This window comes from Cobetia sp. QF-1, from assembly GCF_002213105.1.
Taxonomy (GTDB): domain Bacteria; phylum Pseudomonadota; class Gammaproteobacteria; order Pseudomonadales; family Halomonadaceae; genus Cobetia; species Cobetia crustatorum.
This window is the reverse complement of sequence record NZ_NBVS01000002.1, coordinates 39,486-56,697: the sequence shown is the minus strand read 5'-3', so window position 1 is coordinate 56,697 and position 17,212 is coordinate 39,486. Positions and strand designations below refer to the sequence as shown.

The window sequence follows — 17,212 nt, the reverse complement described above, 5'->3', positions numbered from 1 at the left end:
GGTGACGCGCTGGTGGCAACAGCTTTGGCGACCAGTCTCTGAAGAGCAGTCGCCATCCTCCTCACACGCTGAGGAGGATGGCCTGTGGCAGGCTGTGATGCAGCGTCTGCCTATCCTCGAGGGATTGGATGAGCCGTCGTTGGCCCGTCTGGAGCGACGCGCGCGTCATCAGCTACACGACTGGAAACTGACCAGTGCCGAACCACTGGATGCCGTCGAGGCACTGGCCTTGGCCACACAGGCCATGCTGTTGCTCAACGGCTGGCCCGAGGCTGAGCGCTGGCGCGATGCCGGCGCTCGCGTGCATGAGATCATGCTGCCCGCGCAGGCCGTGACGCGAGAGGTCGAGGAAATCGATGATGCCGGTGTCGTGCATATCTTCCAGGATACGCGGGCCGGTGAAACCTGGTATCAGGGACCCGTGGTCATCAGCCAGGAGGAACTGGCCGCCAGCGGTGATTGGAGCGGCTTCAACGTGGTCATTCACGAGTTCGCCCATAAGCTCGACATGGCCAACGCCACCGATGCTGATGGCTTTCCACCGTTACGCGCAGGCATCACCCCTGACGAATGGCATACCACTTTTACTGCGGTATGGGATGACCTGAACGCCCGCCTTGAGCGTGGCGAGATCACTCCCATCGACGAGTACGCCGCCAGTCACCCCGCCGAATGCTTCGCCGTGTGCTGCGAGTATTTCTTCACCGCACCGGACACCCTCGAAGTCGCCTATCCCGAGCTGTATGCCCTGCTGGAACGCTTCTTCTGTCAATCGACGCTCAAGCGCTCAGTACCGCACTAGATCGGTAGATGCTGTGTCGCGAGCAGGAAATCCCACAATTTCCGAGCCGTGGGACGCAGAGGACGTGCGCGCGAACGCACCAGCCAGAAGTGTTGCTCAGCAGGCACCGCCAGTGGAAAAACCTGCTCAAGCCCACGATTGCCAGAAGCGCACCAGCGCGCGAACAAGCCATCATGTACCAATGCCACCCCCATCCCCAGTCGCGCCATCTCAAGCGTCATCACCTGAGTGTCGCAAGTAATGGTGCGCGTCGCGTTTTCAAGCGCCAGCTGGTCTGCCGCCATCAACCAGCGCCGCCAGCCTACCGCAAAACCTGCGGCATGCAGCAAAGTGACTCCGGATAGCTCTGCCGGTGTGTGCAGGTTGCTGGCGAGGGCTGGTGCGGCGACCGCAATCATGCACTCTTCAGTGTTACCGACCTGAATGGCTTCGGCCTCTGGCCAATCGCCCTGGCCATAGCGCAGCTCGATATCAACATCGGCATCATCGAAATCGCTCTGCCAGTAGGCACTGACCAGTCGCAGCGCAATGTCCGGCTCTGCTTGATGGAAGGTTGCCAATCGCGGCAGTAGCCATGCCTGCTGGCTCATCGGCGTGGCACGCAAACTGACGGGCGCAGCGCGCGAAGGGCCGAACACCTCAAGCGTGCCTTCGTGCAAGCGCTGAAAACCACTCTGCAATGCGGGCAGCCAGGCTTGTCCGGCAGGCGTCAGGCTCAAACTGCGAGCATGGCGCACAAACAGCGGCTGGCCGAGGCGATCCTCCAACTGACGAAGGCGCTGACTGATGGCCGACTGGGTGACGTTGAGCTCCTCTCCCGCAAGGGTAAAGCTCAGATGCCGTGCCGCGGCCTCAAAGGCCTGTAGCCAGGCGAGTGGCGGCAACGGCTTGGACGAGGTGTCAAGAGGTTCATCGGGAGTGTCATTCATTGCGGACTCTTCATAGCAGATGCTTCATGGCAGACTTTTCACGACAAGCAGTCTCTCAACACGATTCGCTTGTAGCGCGCCAGCCTGACACATTAGCTCAGCTTGGTCATGGCCCTCATATTCCGCGTTGGTCAGCGGTAGTGATGTGCGAGAAGATGGCCTTGTTCTCCCCTCCTGCAAACAGGAGGTTCACCGGTACAAGGACTGCATTCATGACTGAGATCGCGACGCCCGCTACGGACTCTCTCTCCCGCACACCGTGGGATATGAAAGAGTATCAGCCGCATCACACTGGCACGCCGCTGATACAGGGAGACTATGACGCGTCGTTGGCTACACTTGTCTGGGCAAACGGTGAGCAGGCCAGCTTCCCGCTGATCTGGTTGCGCGATCACTGTGCCTGCGATAGCTGCCGCCACCCTCAGACGTTTGAGCGCACCTTCATGTTGCTCGACGATGCCGCCCTCACCGTGCAGCAGCTGTCTCTCGAGTCAGGGAATCTCATGATCGAGTGGAGCGATAGCCACCTCAGTCGCTTCGATGCCGGCTGGCTCCATCAGCGTCGCCCGAGCGATGCCCTGCCTGAGACACCTGTGCCACAAAGCCGTGCATGGCAGTTGTCACATCAGACACATGTCACGTCCTTTGGTGACTACATGGCGGGTGGTAAAGCACGTCTTGGCTGGCTGGAAGCATTATGTCGTGACGGTTTTGCCGTGCTGGATGACGGCCCTAGTGAAGGTGGAGAAATCGATCAGATCGCCGCGACCATCGGCCCCATCCGTGCCACAAACTTCGGTGGCCGTTTCGAGGTCTACTCCAAGAAGGCGCCCAACAATGCCGCCTACACGCCCATCGCGCTGGAACTGCACACGGATCTGCCCAACTGGCATCAGCCGCCGGACATCCAGATGCTCTACTGTCTGGCCAATGATGCAGACGGTGGCGAATCGATCTTCGGTGATGGCATGGCCGTGGCCGAAGAGCTGCGTCAGCGCAATCCGCAGGCATTTCAATTGCTGGCCGAGACGCCGGTGGACTTTCGCTTCGCGGATGAGCGGACCGATCTCGTGGTGCGCGAACCGGTCATCCATCTGGATGCCAGCGGCAAGGTCATCGAGGTGCGTTTCAACAACTGGATCCGCGACAGTCTGCGCCTGCCGCTGGAACGGATGCAGGCCTGGTACGCTGCCTATCGCCAGTTCTGGAGCATCCTGCGTGAGCCGGCCTTCCGCCTGCACCTCAAGCTCGAGGCCGGTCAGATGGTGGCCTTCGACAACCGCCGCGTGATGCATGGGCGCCAGTCCTTCGACCCGACCACCGGGCGTCGGCACCTGCAAGGCTGCTACGTCGATTACGACATGGTGGAATCGGCATTGCGCGTCACAGCGCGTGAGCTGGCCCACAGCGATAGCCACGCGCTCGATGCAGGGGCAAACGAAGCAATCAGTGCTGCGTGAATGACGACTCAATGAACGATCGCTGAATGGGTAAACGTTGAACCACGACCTCCTCTGCGCCGTGGTTCATTCCGGCAGACCACGCAAGGCAATGGCATCCTGTTAGCTTGGCTATTCAGGAATCGCGTCATGAACCCCATCACTCTTTGCTTTCTCGATACCTCTCTCGAGCGGCGCTATCGGCGGCACCAGCTCGAATCCATCCGCCAGATCAGCCGTCTGACCATACCTCTGAGCTGTTTGATGTTCGCCGCCTACGGCGTCATCGAACTATTCACGCATGACGACTGCAGCCTGCTCCATACGGTACGCCTCGTGGTATTGGTACTCGTACTCGGTCTCTTCAGACTGACGTGGCAGCCTCATCTTATGGTCTACAGCAACCAGATCTTCAGCCTGATCACACTGATCAGTGCTGGCGGTGTACTGACGATGTATTACCTCGAGATAGACCATCGTCCCAACGCCTACTTCATCACCCTGATCATGATGTTGTTCTGGTGCTACACCCTGATCGGGCTGCAGTACGTCTACGCTCTTGCCTGTGGCATGTTGATCTGGCTGGGATTCAGCCTGACCAGCAACTTCGATAAAAATCAGGAGCTTGTCGTACTGATTGATCAACACTTCTTTCTGCTGATCGCCAATATTCTGGCTGCTCTGGGCGCTTTCGCCCGCGAACGTCAGAGCCGCCTGCTATTTCTGCGTGAATGCCACATCACTGGCGAACGCGACAGCCTGCGTGACCACGCCATGCGCGACTCCCTCACGGGTTTGCTCAACCGACGCGCCCTGATGGAGCATCTCGATCAGGTGCTCGACATCCAGGCACCCGGCGTCGTGCAGGCTGCGCTGTTCATCGACCTGGATGGCTTCAAACCCATCAATGATCGACATGGTCATCAGATTGGCGACCAAGTGCTCAGCTTCATCGCGGGGCGCCTGAGCAACACTTTACGCGGAAACGATATTGTCGGCCGTCTTGGTGGCGATGAATTTCTCGTGCTGATCAGTCGTGAAGGTGATGGCCGCAAGGGACCCGAACAGCTCGCCCGTCGCCTGGTGGATGCGATCAGCAGGCCCATCCACCTCGAGGTCGACGGCGAGCCGCTGATCATCGGTGTCAGCGCCAGCGTGGGCGTCTGTCTGTTCCCCTTCTCCGGTGCCACGCCGGAAACCATCATCGCGCGTGCGGACGGTGCCATGTATGAAGCCAAGCAACGTGGCCGCGGGCGAGTGGTCGCGGCCAACCCGCTGCGCCTGGTGCTGTGAGCCTCCACCACGAATGATGCCCCCTCCCTCTTGAGGCAACCGCAGACGCCCCAATGAGAGAAGGATGCCTGTGCATCCTTTCATCACGTAACGACGCCCCGCGACGATTCGCCGGGGCGTCCTGTCTCATGGAGCCCGCCAATGACACGCCTGCCGCATCTCGCCCTCTCGCTCGCTGGCCTCAGCCTCCTTGGCGGCTGTGCCGGTGTCCCGTCCGGCACCCAGCCCGTCGGGGGGTTCCAGCTCGAACGCTACTACGGGCAATGGCACGAGATCGCCCGCCTGCCCAACAGCTTCGAGGAGGGACTGAGCTGCGTCACCGCCGATTACTCGCCCCGCGAGGACGGCGGCGTGCGCGTCATCAATCGCGGCCTTGATGCCGACAAGGGCGAATGGAGTCAGGCCGAAGGGCGAGCCTACTTCACGCAGGGCAGCGAGACCGCGGCCCTCAAGGTCAGCTTCTTCGGCCCCTTCTATGGTGGCTACAACGTGCTGGCACTGGATGACGACTATCAGTGGTCGCTGGTGGCCGGTGCCGATCGCGACTACCTGTGGATACTGGCGCGCGAGCCGCAGCTGGACGACGGCACCTATCAGGCGCTGGTCGATCAGGCTGCCGAGCTCGGCTTCGCCACCGATTCACTGATCAAGGTCGAGCAGGGTGAGGCATGTCCCGTCGCTGACGGCGAGAGCTGATGACGCAGGCGCTTGCTCAGGGCGCAGGCTCCACCCAAGGTCTAAACCGACACGTGACGTTTACATGGTGCGGACAGCCGCTTTCATCCAACCGACCTTGCCTCTTGCCACGCGCCAGCGGCTCGCCAATGGTGAGCTGACAATCTGCCGAGGCAGCGTCTCGCCGAGTGCGCTGCCCTGCTGCCAATCGCCAAATGCCGTCGCCCAGTGCCAGTGACACCTCGCTGCACTGGGCAACTCAGTTCAGAGGGAGCTCGTGCCATGGATATCCAGCAGTTCTTCAGCGACCTGTGGGATGATTACGTCGCCATGACGCCCCAGGCCCAACAGATCCAAGATGCCTTCGTGGCTGACGGCGAGACCATCGTCAACGACCACGTGGCCTTCCGGACCTTCGACCGCGGGCCGATCACCCTGAGCGCGCTGGAACCTCATCTGCTGGCGCTCGGCTATACCCGCTTTGCTCCCTATGATTTCGCTGAGAAGAAACTGCGCGCTTTCGGCTATCTGCCGCCGTCTCCCGACATGCCGCGCGTCTTCCTCTCCGAGCTGAAATGCCATGAGCTTTCCGAGCGCGCCCAGTCGATCATCGATGGTCTGGTCAGCCAGATCTCGCCGGATGCCGCCACCCAGCCCTCCGTGCTGTGGTCAGGTCGCCTGTGGGACGCGCCGACCTTCGAGCAGTATCAGCGTCTGATGGAGGAGAGCGAATACGCGGCCTGGCTGTCGATCATTGGCCTACGTGCCAATCACTTCACCATCAGCGTCAATGCACTTACCCGTCATGACACGCTCGACAAGGTACTGGAGCGCGTCGAAGCACTTGGCCTGGGCATCAACCCTGCCGGTGGTCGCATCAAGGGCTCTGCCGATGTGCTGTTGGAGCAGGCCTCTACACTCGCCGACCGCCAGACCTTCACCTTCGCCGGTGGTGAGCAACACGAGATTTCCACCTGCTACTACGAATTTGCGCGCCGTTACCCAGATGCCAACGGTCAGCTGTATCAAGGCTTCGTGGCCGCCAGCGCTGACAAGATATTCGAATCCACCAACGCCACTCCCCGGGAGCACACCCCCTCGTGATTGCCGACTGGCTTGACCTGACACTTGAAGGCCACGCCAGCGCGCGGGGCATGGGACGCATCCCCAGCGGACGCTACGAAATCGTGGCACCTGGCGTACTCGAGATATGCCCTGATGACAGTGGGCCGCACGCGCGCCCCGTAGTGATCTCCGCGGGTATCCACGGTAACGAGACTGCTCCTATCGAGCTGATGGGTGAGCTGATCGCCGGTCTCGAGAGCGGCCACCTGATCGCCGGTGCCCCGCTGCTGCTGATTCTGGGCAACCTGCCCGCCATCCGCACCGGTGAGCGCTTCCATGCGACCAACCTCAATCGGCTGTTCCGACGTACCGAGACGGCGACCGCCATCTCGGTGGACGCCGGCAACGCTGCTGCCGGCAAGGCCAATGACTGTCCAGCCGATGATGAGCCGGCACGCGCCCGCCAGCTGATGGCGGCAGTGGATGACTTCTACGCCCGCTTCCCGCCGGCCGATGGCACGCGACGCCTGCACTACGACATGCATACCGCGATCCGCGACAGCCACTACCCGCGCTTTGCCGTGGTGCCGTTCAGTGAAGGCGCAGCCATCAGCTCTACCCAGTGGTCACATCTCAGTGCCGCTGGGCTGCAGGCTGTACTGCATCAACATCAACACAGCTGGACCTTTTCGCATTACTCGCGCCATTACCATGATGCCGATGCCTTCACGCTCGAGCTGGGGCAGGTACACCCTTTCGGCGAGAATGACATGGTGGCACTAGCCCCAATGTCTCAGCTGCTGGCGGCACTGGCGATGGGCATCGAAGCACCGAGTGCAGCACCGGAGAGAATGGCCTACTTCAAGGTTGAGATAGAGCTGATGCGGCGCTCTACCGACTTTCGCCTGTGCTTCAATGACGACGTCGCCAACTTCACCACCTTCACACCAGGCACAGTGGTAGCTGAAGATGGTGAAGCAGGCCCATGCACCGTCGGCGACACGCCGCTCAGCGTGGTCTTCCCAAATGCACGAGTCGAGATCGGGGCACGTGCCGCGCTACTGCTCGCCGCTTGCGAGCCGCCGCAGGTCGCTCTTGCATCAGATCACACCTCCTCCGAATGATCACGACACCGTCGCGTACTGCTCACGCGACGGTGTTGCAATGCCCTATCCCTGATTCATCTGTACTGATTCATCTGCCACATCCCATAACGATAACAGGCAACCCTCATGACTCTTTCGATTGTCCGCACCACTGAGTGCAAACCTCTCCCGCCCTCCTTCCTCTCCGTGTCATTTCCCGCTTGTCAGAGCTCCGTCGGCTGTCACAGCTCATCACCTCAACCAAAGTTGTACTTGGAGACACTCGCCGACAGCAGTTAACCCTGCGTTGAGCTGGTAGAATCGGCCCCCTTTCCCGATCGCGACCCTGATGCCAGAGCTAGTACGGCACGCGTCACGGACGGCCGATATTCCCCCGACGCCGCCTCGCGCCGCGTTGACCACGAACAAGTACCCCCTGAGTCATGCCTCGATACGGCAGACTCAAGGCGCAAGAAGGCAACCACCACAATGTCGGTGGTGCGGGACTTGTGCATGGACCGGAGTGACAGCATGACCATGAATTCCCCCGCGACCGAGAGCACGAGCAGCGAGGTGCTGCCTCTCGAGGTCCGCAATATCACCAAGTCCTTCGGCACCAATCAGGTGTTAAAAGGCTTGTCGCTTGAAGCACGCAAGGGTGATGTCATTACCCTGATCGGCGCCTCTGGCTCCGGCAAGAGCACCTTCCTGCGCTGCATGAACCTGCTCGAGCAACCCGATGGCGGCGATATCCTCGTCCACGGTGAGCAAATTGGCTTCAAGAACACCCGCCGTGGCCGCGAGCCCACTGACTGGCGTCAGGTCGAACGCATGCGTGCCCGCCTCTCGATGGTCTTCCAGAGCTTCAACCTGTGGTCGCACATGACCCTGCTGGAAAATGTCATCGAGGCGCCGATTCACGTATTGGGCAAGCCGAAGAAGGAAGCCATCGCGCATGCCCGCAGTCTGCTGGATCGCGTTGGCCTATTGGAACGTGCCGACTACTACCCCGCCCAGATGTCCGGCGGCCAGCAGCAACGCGGAGCGATCGCCCGTGCACTGGCAATGGAGCCGGAAGTGATGCTGTTCGATGAGCCGACTTCGGCACTCGACCCGGAACTGGTCGGCGATGTCCTCAAGGTCATGCGTGACCTGGCCGAAGAAGGCCGCACCATGGTGGTGGTGACACATGAAATGAGCTTCGCTCGCGATGTCTCGAGCCAAGTGATCTACCTGCATCAGGGACTTGTCGAGGAGTCCGGCAAGCCGGCCGACGTGCTGGAGAATCCCCAATCCGAGCGCCTCAAGCAGTTCCTTGCGCCCAAATACTGATCTATCCACTCTGCCGACCGGCATCCTCTCTGGCACGGCGATCCCGTGACCGGCACATGATTCATCACCACGAGTGCATCTGCTACAGCAGGCCTCGGGGCGGACAAGACTTCAGGAATGACAAGTGATGAAAAAGTACGTAACACGTTCTCTGATGGGCATCACCCTCGGCCTTTCTACTCTCGCGATGACCGCAACCTCCGTGCAGGCTGCCGATGTGCCCGACCCGCTGCGGCTCGGTATCGACATGCCCTATGCCCCCTTCGGTTACAAGCTGCCAAGCGGTGAGCTGACTGGCTTCGAGATTGAGCTAGGCAATGCCCTGTGCAAGCAGCTCGCTACTCACTGCCAGTGGGTCGAGCAGGACTTTGACGGCATCGTTCCGGGTCTGTTGGCACGCAAGTACGACGTCATCATGTCGGCACTGACCATCAATCCGGAACGTGAGCGTCAGGTGCTATTCTCCGCGCCGTATTTCACGCCGCCGTCCGGCTGGTTCGTCAAGGCCGATAGTCCGTTGGCCAAGGTCACCGGCGCGCTCGACAGCGAAGCACTCAAGGGCAAGGTGATCGGCGTGCAGCGCGGTAACCTGCAGGACCATTACGTGACCGATCTCTATGGCCAGGTGGCAGAAGTGCGTCGCTATACCAAGCTGGATGACCTGGTACTGGACATGGATAGCGGTCGCGTTGACGCCGCTTTCCTCGACCAGCCGGTCGGACAGGACACGCTGGTGAATGCCAATGATGGCAACTTCGTCAACACCGGTACCGCCATCAGTGAACCGAAGAAATACTTCGGTGACGGCTTCGGCATCGCCATGAAACAGCGTGATCGCGCACTCAAGAAATCCATCGATTCTGCGCTGGAACAGCTAAAAGCCGATGGCACTCTCAAGCGCCTGAACGCCAAGTATTTTGCAGCGGAAAAAACCACGACTACCAGCCAGTAAGTCTCCTGGCGGCAGTGATATCACTACCGCTGTGACCTGCTGAATACCTGACGGATAGCATTTGCGCTGATACTGCCTGCCAAGGCCCAATTGTGGGCAACCGTATGGCCTCTCGTATCAGCGCTTCACGGGAGACTTCCCATGATCGACCTTCAAGGCTATGGCCCAAGCCTGCTGGCGGGTGCCTGGGTCACGGTGCAGCTAGCCGTGCTCGCACAGCTGCTGGCCATCATGCTGGGGCTATTGACCGCCACGGCCAAAATGTCGCGTTCTACACCGCTGCGCTGGATCGCGACGCTCTACACCACCGTCATCCGTGGCGTACCGGACATCGTGCTGATGATGCTGCTGTTCTTCGGTGGCCAGATCGGTATCAACATGGTCACCGACTGGCTGTACGAGAGCTATGGCTTCGATGTCTTCGTCAATGTCGACGAGTTCACCGCAGGTGTCATCACTATCGGCTTCATCTTTGGCGCCTACATGGGCGAGACCTTCCGCGGTGCCTTCATGGCAGTGGATGCCGGCCAGGTAGAGGCCGGACGCGCCTATGGCATGAGCGACTGGAAGGTATTCAAGCGCATTCGCTTCCCGTTGATGATGCGCCACGCCCTGCCGGGGCTAGGCAACAACTGGATGGTGCTGCTCAAGACTACCGCACTGGTGTCGGTAATAGGCCTGGTCGACATGGTGCGCGTGGCCAGTGAGGCCGCCAAGGCGACTCACGAGCCCTTCACTTTCCTGTTGCCGGTGGCCGCAGGCTATCTGTTGATTGCCACCGTGTCCGAGTGGGGGCTGGCACGCCTCAAGGTGCGCTATAACACCGGCTTCGGGGAGGCCAGCGCATGGAACAATTAAACGACGTGGCCCAGTCAGGCTTCATCGCTCAGCTCGGTCAGATGATCAACGATGTGTTGAGTCAGAACTACATCTTCACCGCGACCACTCTCTGGCACTACTGGGATGGTCTGGTCACGACCGTACAGCTAGTCTTCCTGTCGCTGATCATCGGCCTGATACTGGCGGTGCCACTGGCGATTCTGCGCGGCTCGCGCCGTCGCTGGATCAAGATGCCGGTCTATCTGTACACCTATGTGTTTCGCGGAACACCGCTGTTGATCCAGCTCTACCTGATCTACTACGGCGTGGTGTTCTTTGACGGCTTCGATGTCTCCTACGGACTGGGTAGCGTGCATATCCCAAGCATCCAGCAGACCTGGCTTTGGGATTACTTCCGCGATCCCTTCGTGCCGGCCATGCTGGCCTTCGTGCTCAACACCGCGGCCTACACCACCGAGATTTTCCACGGTGCCATCCAGTCTACGCCCAAGGGCGAAATGGAGGCAGCCCGCGCCTATGGCATGTCACGCGGCAAGATGATGCGTCGTATCATCATGCCCAGCGCTTTTCGACGTGCGCTACCGGCCTACGGTAATGAAGTCATCTTCATGCTACATGCCAGCGCCATCTGTAGTGTGGTCACGCTGCTGGACCTCACCGGTGCTGCGCGTGATATCTATGCACGCTTCTACGCGCCCTTCGAGGCCTTCCTGTTCGTGGCGGCCATCTACCTGTGTCTGACCTTCACGATCATCGCGATTTTCAGACAGTTAGAAAAACGCCTGCTAGCGCACCTGAGACCATTAAGCTGAACTGGGAAAGCGCTCAATATGGAGCGCTTTCCTTTACTCATTGCTAGTTTGGCCGAAATAAATCTCGTTTAACGATCGTTTGAATCCGACCATTTACCCTCTTCACGACAGCGCCAGTCTGGGCTAGTGTGGGGTGGACTATTCTGACAGCGGCACTGGGTAGTCTCATAAGCCAGACTCATTACACCTGCGCTGATCAGCAAGAACGACAAACAACAATGATGGAAGGGAACAACATGAAGAAGCTGCTGGGAATTTCCCTACTGGGTGCTGCCCTGATGGCCGGTGGCGCACAGGCCGCCGATGCATTGCGTATCGGTGTTGACGTGCCTTACGAGCCGATGGAATACAAGACGCCGGACGGCGAACTGACCGGCTTCGACATCGAGCTGGGTAACGCTATCTGCGCCAGGATCGACCGCGAATGCGAGTGGGTCATTCAAGCATGGGACGGCATCATCCCGGGCCTGATGGCGCGCAAGTACGACGCGATCATGTCGTCGATGACCATCAACGACGAGCGTCGCGAAAAGGTACTGTTCTCTGATACCTACATCACACCGCCGTCTGCCTGGTTCGCGCCGGCCAAAAGCACGCTGAGCGAAGCCTCGCAAGAAACACTCGAAGGCAAAGCCATTGGCGTGCAGCGCGGTACGCTGCAGGATAACTACGTCAGCGATCTGTACAGCAAGTCATCTGACGTCAAGCGCTACACCACTGCCGATGATCTGGTACTCGACATGGATGCCGGTCGTCTCGACATCGCATTCCTAGATTTCCCGGTCGGCAAGTCAACGCTGATTGATGGCGGCAATGGCAACTACAAGGCCGTGGGCGAAGTCGTGACTGAACCCAAGAAGTACTTCGGTGACGGCTTCGGCATTGCCATGCGCAAGCGTGACAAGGATTTGGCCGAGCAGATCAACGGCGCCCTGGCTGATCTGAAGTCCGATGGCACCTACGACACCATCCACACCAAATATTTCGGTGAAAAGAAATAAGCACTCCGACTTCTCATGAATGAACGCGTCAATGAGCAAGTGAGGCATCAACAGCGAAGATTGCGTTTCTACCTTTGATGCTTGAGTGCCATGCAAGACAACAAGCCCCGCCGGCTATCGCCGCGGGGCTTTTGCGTTGAGACAGGGTCTTATTCCGGTTAAACCCACCAACAGAGCAACACGATATAAGACGCCGTCAGACCCCAGTAGCTCATCTGACGTAGATAAAAATCTTCGTCGTGCACAATTGGTGCAAATTTAGAACCAAAGCAGTGTGCCTGAGAGGACTTATCCCGAACCGTTCAGCTCTCTAGGATTCCCTACCATTCCTCCCTGCAACGGTAGATTCCCATGTCGAGACTGAACTTACGTCCGGCGCGCCTTTCTCGTATCGCCTCTTCCCTGCTGCTGACTCTCGGCGGCCTACTGGCGCTCAGCGCCTGCAGTGACGGCGATAATGAAGAAGCGGCTAGCGCTCAACAAACTCCGCCGCCCATGGAAGTGGTCGCTGCCAAGGCACAGTCCGTCGCGGCCTGGCACACCTACACCACGCGCCTGGAATCACCCCAGCGTGTTCAGCTGCGCCCGCGTGTCAGCGGTGAAGTGGAAGAAGTGCTGTTCACTGAAGGCAGTCAGGTCACTGCTGGCACACCCTTGGTACGTCTCGACAAACGTCCTTTCGAGGCCGAGGTCAAGCGTCTTGAAGCCGAGGTCGCACGTGGTCAGGCGCTGCTGACCAACGCGCGCAGTGAATCCGGTCGCGCCGCCAGCCTGGTCAAGCGCAACCTGATCTCTCGCGAAGAAGCCGACTCCCGCAGCTCCAATGCCGCTGGCCTCAGCGCCCAACTCAAGGCAGCTCAGGCTCAACTGGCCCGCGCACGCCTGGATCTTGATTACGCGCTGATTCGTGCTCCCATCGACGGACGCCTGTCAGATGCGCGCATCACGCGCGGCAATATCGTCGAAGCTGGGCAGAGCATATTGACCACGCTGGTAGAAACTCGCCAGCTGGATGCCTATGTCGACATCAGCGAGCTGACCTGGAATCGTGACTTCGCCGACGTTGCTGCCGGTGATCATCTGCCGGTAGAGCTGCAGCTGGCCGGTCAGGATGACTTCCCCTTTCGCGGTGAGCTCGACTTCATCGACAACAGCGTGGATATCGACACCGGCACCCTGCGTGTCGGGGCAACCTTCAATGCCGATAGCCCTGCGCTACGACCGGGGGCCTTTGCCCGTCTGCGCATCGCCTCACCTGAAATTCATGAGGCGGTGCTGATTCCAGAACGTGCCATCGGGACTGACCTGGATCGCGAATTCGTGCTGGTGGTGGGCGAGGACAACACCTTGACCTACCGTGGCATCACCACTGGCCCACGCTTTGGCCCACTGCGTGCGGTCATTGGGGGACTAGCGGCGGGCGATCGTGTATTGGCGAGCGGCCCTGCCAAGGCAGGCCCGGGCATGCCGATCACACCCAAGCTCGTCGAGATGCAAGATGACGGTGAGCTCAAGGCACTCGCTGAGCGTATTTCACGCCTCAAGATGAGCGAAACAAATAAAATCAGCCAGAGCAACGATCAGGACGCTGATCCACTGGCCGAGGCTGACCGCCAAGCTGCTGGAGGCCGTACGTGAACATCTCCAGCTTTTTCATCAAGCGGCCGGTCTTTGCCGCGGTACTGTCAATTCTGATCGTGATCTCGGGAATGCTGTCGCTGTTTCAGCTGCCGATCTCCGAGTATCCCGAAGTCGTACCACCGACCGTAGTGGTGCGCGCCAACTATCCGGGTGCCAACCCGGAAGTCATCGGTAGCACCGTGGCTACGCCATTGGAGCAGGAAATTACCGGCGTCGAGAGCATGCTGTACATGGACTCCCAGGCGACCGCCGACGGCAATCTGACGTTGACCGTGACCTTCGCGCTGGGCACCGATCTCGATAAGGCACAGGTACAGGTGCAAAACCGTGTGGCACGTGCCACACCTCGCCTGCCTCAGGAAGTTCAGCAGCTCGGCATCACCACCGAGAAGGCCTCACCCAATCTGACGATGGTGGTTCACCTGACATCGCCGGATGGTCGCTATGACCAGCTGTGGCTCTCCAACTACGCGCGTCTCAACATCAAGGACAATCTCGCCCGTCTCGATGGTGTCGGCGATGCCCGCCTGTTCGGTGCTGGCGAATACGCCATGCGCGTGTGGCTGGACCCTGACGCCGTCGCCGCTCGCGGCCTGTCTGCCGGTGACGTAATCAGCTCGCTACGCGCCCAGAACCAGCAGGTCGCCGCCGGTTCACTCGGTGCGCAGCCTTCTCCGAATGCCAACCAGTTCCAGCGTCTGCTCAATGTGCGTGGTCGTCTGGAAAGCGTCGATGAGTTCCAGGATATCGTCATCCGCGTCGATGATAATGGCCGCATCACCCGCCTCGGCGACGTGGCACGTGTCGAACTCGGGGCTGATAGCTACTCGCTGCGTGCTCAGCTCGATGGCAAGGATGCTGTCGCCTTGCCGATATTCCAGCGCCCTGGCTCCAACGCCATCGCGCTATCGGATTCCGTACGCGCCCGCATGAGTGAGCTGTCCGAGAACTTCCCCGAAGGCGTCAGCTACGACATCGTCTATGATCCGACCGTGTTCGTGCGTGGCTCCATCGAGGCGGTCATCGATACGCTGTTTGAGGCCATCCTGCTGGTCGTGATCGTGGTGATCCTGTTCCTGCAGACCTGGCGTGCCTCGATCATCCCGCTGATCGCCGTACCGGTCTCGCTGATCGGGACGTTTGCGGTCATGCAGCTGATGGGCGTGTCCATCAACACCCTGTCACTGTTCGGGTTGGTATTGGCCATCGGCATCGTGGTCGATGATGCCATCGTGGTGGTCGAGAACGTCGAGCGAAACATCGAGTTGGGCCATGCCCCCATCGAGGCCACCCAGATCGCCATGCGTGAGGTGACCGGCCCGATCATCGCCATCGCATTGGTGCTGACAGCCGTCTTCGTACCGACCGCCTTCATCAGCGGCCTTAGCGGCCAGTTCTACAAGCAGTTCGCACTGACCATCACCATCTCGACGATTATCTCGGCCTTCAACTCACTGACGCTGTCACCGGCACTGGCCGCCCTGTTGCTCAAGCCGCACGGCAGCAAACCTGACTGGTTGACGCGCGCCATCGATGGCCTGTTCGGGCGCTGGCTGTTTGCTCCGTTCAACCGTGCCTTCAATGCCATGTCCAACGGCTACACTGGTCTGATCAAGAAACTGCTGCGCTTCGGCCTCGTGGTTGGCCTGCTCTACGTCGTGCTGCTCGGCGCGACCGGCAAGCTGTTCGATAGCGTGCCTGGCGGCTTCATTCCGGGGCAAGACAAGCAATATCTGGTTGCCATGGCCCAATTACCGGACGCCGCCAGCCTCGACCGCACCAGTGAAGTCGTCGACGAGATGCAGAAACTGGCACTGGAAACACCAGGCGTCGCACACACTGTCGCCTTCCCGGGCCTATCGGTGAACGGCTTCGTCAACACGTCCAACTCGGGCATTGTCTTCACGCCACTGGACAGCTTCGAAGACCGCCAATCACCGGAGCTTTCAGCACAGGCCATCGCCGCCGAGCTGAACCGCAAGTTCTCGGGCATCGATGAAGCTTTCGTGGCCGTGTTCCCACCGCCGCCGATTCTGGGACTAGGTACCACCGGTGGCTTCAAGCTGCAGCTGGAAGACCGTGGCAACAAGGGCTTCGAAGCGCTGTTTGGTGCCGTGCAGACCATTACTGCCAAAGGCAACGCCGACCCGAGCCTGAGTAGCGTCTACTCCAGCTTCCGTATCCAGGTGCCGCAGTTCGACATTGATATCGACCGCGAACAGGCGATGATCATGGGCATCCCATTGGAACGCGCCTTCGAGACGCTGCAGGTCTACATGGGTTCGCTGTACGTGAATGATTTCAACCGCTTCGGGCGAACCTATCAGGTGCGTGCTCAGGCCGAGCCGACCGCTCGCCTCGACCCGGACGATATCCGCAATCTCAAGGTACGTAGTGAAAACGGTCGCATGATCCCGTTGGGTAGTTTCGTCAAGGTGACGCCGACCACCGGGCCGGACCGCGTGATGCACTACAACACCTATATCAGTGCGGACATCAATGGCTCACCGGCACCGGGCATCTCGACCGATCAGGCCAAGACCGCGATGGAGAAGGTGCTGGCCAGTAACCTGCCACAGGGCATCGGCTACGAATGGACAGAAGTGACCTACCAGCAGGTGTTGGCCGGCAATACCATGATCTATATCTTCCCGCTGGTGGTGCTACTGGTATTCCTGGTACTGGCGGCGCAGTACGAAAGCTGGTCTTTGCCGCTGGCAATCATCCTGATCGTGCCGATGACGTTGCTATCAGCACTCGCAGGCGTCTGGCTGACGGGGGGCGACAACAATATCTTCACGCGGATCGGATTGATTGTGCTGGTAGCATTGGCCTGCAAGAACGCCATCCTGCTGGTCGAGTTCGCCCGTGAGCAGCAACATGAAGGTCAGAGTCGCCTGGATGCCGTACTGACAGCATGTCGTCTGCGCCTACGCCCCATCCTGATGACCTCGGTCGCCTTTACCGCCGGTGTGATTCCGCTGGTACTCGCCTCTGGCGCAGGCAGTGAAATGCGTCAAGCAATGGGTGTGGCGGTATTCTCCGGCATGATCGGCGTCACTTTCTTCGGACTGTTGTTGACGCCACTGTTCTATGTCGGCATCCGAAAGATGGTCGAGAAGCGTACAGAGAGTCAGGGCAATATTGACGATGAAGTCACGACCGACACCAAGGTGATGACTAAGTAGCAGATCATTGCCTTCAGACGCGGGCGTCATCGGAGCAACAGGTGCTCTGACATTGACTCCCCACTGGCAACACTGCCATGCCAGTCACGGGATATTTCTCGTGACTGGCACTCGGCATAATGCCAATCATTCTTTCCCCAACACTCGGGAGCAGGTGC

General features: G+C 59.7%; 14 protein-coding genes. 13 read left to right on the top strand and 1 reads right to left on the bottom strand.

All coding sequences use genetic code 11. The features are described 5' to 3' along the window. Position 1: 1 nt before the first annotated feature. Positions 2–802 (top strand): zinc-dependent peptidase, encoded by an 801-nt coding sequence (locus tag CFN46_RS03620; RefSeq protein ID WP_088742738.1) that lies wholly within the window; start codon positions 2–4, stop codon positions 800–802. Here the strand turns inward: CFN46_RS03620 and CFN46_RS03615 are convergent. Then, on the bottom strand, positions 799–1,731 hold the full coding sequence (locus tag CFN46_RS03615) for a LysR family transcriptional regulator (RefSeq protein WP_024953099.1): 933 nt from the start codon (positions 1,729–1,731) through the stop codon (positions 799–801). The two genes, CFN46_RS03620 and CFN46_RS03615, sit on opposite strands and share 4 nt — an antisense overlap. 212 nt (positions 1,732–1,943) lie before the next feature. On the opposite strand from CFN46_RS03615, the gene CFN46_RS03610 reads away from it, so the two are divergent. The 12 genes from CFN46_RS03610 to CFN46_RS03555 all read left to right on the top strand — a co-directional run bounded on the left by CFN46_RS03610 (position 1,944) and on the right by CFN46_RS03555 (position 17,054). Further along, complete coding sequence (locus tag CFN46_RS03610; RefSeq protein WP_088742737.1) at positions 1,944–3,191, top strand: TauD/TfdA family dioxygenase; 1,248 nt, start codon at positions 1,944–1,946, stop codon at positions 3,189–3,191. Between the two features lie 129 nt (positions 3,192–3,320). Continuing rightward, positions 3,321–4,463, top strand: a complete 1,143-nt coding sequence (locus tag CFN46_RS03605) for a GGDEF domain-containing protein (protein ID WP_088742736.1) — start codon at positions 3,321–3,323, stop codon at positions 4,461–4,463. Between the two features lie 141 nt (positions 4,464–4,604). Continuing rightward, on the top strand, positions 4,605–5,159 hold the full coding sequence (locus CFN46_RS03600) for a lipocalin family protein (RefSeq protein ID WP_088742735.1): 555 nt from the start codon (positions 4,605–4,607) through the stop codon (positions 5,157–5,159). A gap of 261 nt (positions 5,160–5,420) precedes the next feature. Then, positions 5,421–6,242: a DUF1338 domain-containing protein gene (locus tag CFN46_RS03595; protein ID WP_088742734.1), complete on the top strand. Its 822-nt coding sequence runs from the start codon at positions 5,421–5,423 to the stop codon at positions 6,240–6,242. Next, entirely contained in the window at positions 6,239–7,327 is a 1,089-nt protein-coding gene (locus tag CFN46_RS03590; protein WP_088742733.1) for a succinylglutamate desuccinylase, read from the top strand. The genes CFN46_RS03595 and CFN46_RS03590 overlap by 4 nt, the downstream gene beginning before the upstream one ends. A gap of 498 nt (positions 7,328–7,825) precedes the next feature. Beyond that, a complete protein-coding gene (locus CFN46_RS03585; RefSeq protein ID WP_051511085.1) occupies positions 7,826–8,620 on the top strand; it encodes an ABC transporter ATP-binding protein in 795 nt (264 codons plus the stop codon). Between the two features lie 127 nt (positions 8,621–8,747). Continuing rightward, positions 8,748–9,572 carry a transporter substrate-binding domain-containing protein gene (locus CFN46_RS03580; RefSeq protein ID WP_088742732.1) on the top strand — a complete coding sequence of 275 codons (825 nt, stop codon included), beginning with the start codon at positions 8,748–8,750 and terminating at the stop codon, positions 9,570–9,572. 141 nt (positions 9,573–9,713) lie between these two features. Beyond that, positions 9,714–10,430: an ABC transporter permease gene (locus tag CFN46_RS03575; protein WP_024953092.1), complete on the top strand. Its 717-nt coding sequence runs from the start codon at positions 9,714–9,716 to the stop codon at positions 10,428–10,430. Positions 10,431–10,471: 41 nt separating this feature from the next. Then, positions 10,472–11,224 (top strand): ABC transporter permease, encoded by a 753-nt coding sequence (locus tag CFN46_RS03570; protein ID WP_035160365.1) that lies wholly within the window; start codon positions 10,472–10,474, stop codon positions 11,222–11,224. A 236-nt stretch (positions 11,225–11,460) separates the two neighbouring features. Further along, positions 11,461–12,225, top strand: a complete 765-nt coding sequence (locus tag CFN46_RS03565; RefSeq protein WP_024953090.1) for a transporter substrate-binding domain-containing protein — start codon at positions 11,461–11,463, stop codon at positions 12,223–12,225. A gap of 351 nt (positions 12,226–12,576) precedes the next feature. Beyond that, positions 12,577–13,863, top strand: coding sequence for an efflux RND transporter periplasmic adaptor subunit (locus tag CFN46_RS03560; RefSeq protein WP_088742731.1), 1,287 nt, complete (start codon positions 12,577–12,579; stop codon positions 13,861–13,863). Further along, positions 13,860–17,054, top strand: coding sequence for an efflux RND transporter permease subunit (locus CFN46_RS03555; protein ID WP_024951625.1), 3,195 nt, complete (start codon positions 13,860–13,862; stop codon positions 17,052–17,054). The genes CFN46_RS03560 and CFN46_RS03555 overlap by 4 nt, the downstream gene beginning before the upstream one ends. The last annotated feature ends 158 nt before the right edge of the window (positions 17,055–17,212 follow it).

Coding starts and splice junctions, on each gene's coding strand:
- CFN46_RS03585 (WP_051511085.1), top strand. CDS start 7,826: ATGAATTCCCCCGCGACCGAGAGCACGAGCAGCGAGGTGCTGCCTCTC.
- CFN46_RS03610 (WP_088742737.1), top strand. CDS start 1,944: ATGACTGAGATCGCGACGCCCGCTACGGACTCTCTCTCCCGCACACCG.
- CFN46_RS03595 (WP_088742734.1), top strand. CDS start 5,421: ATGGATATCCAGCAGTTCTTCAGCGACCTGTGGGATGATTACGTCGCC.
- CFN46_RS03565 (WP_024953090.1), top strand. CDS start 11,461: ATGAAGAAGCTGCTGGGAATTTCCCTACTGGGTGCTGCCCTGATGGCC.
- CFN46_RS03580 (WP_088742732.1), top strand. CDS start 8,748: ATGAAAAAGTACGTAACACGTTCTCTGATGGGCATCACCCTCGGCCTT.
- CFN46_RS03570 (WP_035160365.1), top strand. CDS start 10,472: ATGATCAACGATGTGTTGAGTCAGAACTACATCTTCACCGCGACCACT.
- CFN46_RS03615 (WP_024953099.1), bottom strand. CDS start 1,731: ATGAATGACACTCCCGATGAACCTCTTGACACCTCGTCCAAGCCGTTG.
- CFN46_RS03605 (WP_088742736.1), top strand. CDS start 3,321: ATGAACCCCATCACTCTTTGCTTTCTCGATACCTCTCTCGAGCGGCGC.
- CFN46_RS03575 (WP_024953092.1), top strand. CDS start 9,714: ATGATCGACCTTCAAGGCTATGGCCCAAGCCTGCTGGCGGGTGCCTGG.
- CFN46_RS03560 (WP_088742731.1), top strand. CDS start 12,577: ATGTCGAGACTGAACTTACGTCCGGCGCGCCTTTCTCGTATCGCCTCT.
- CFN46_RS03600 (WP_088742735.1), top strand. CDS start 4,605: ATGACACGCCTGCCGCATCTCGCCCTCTCGCTCGCTGGCCTCAGCCTC.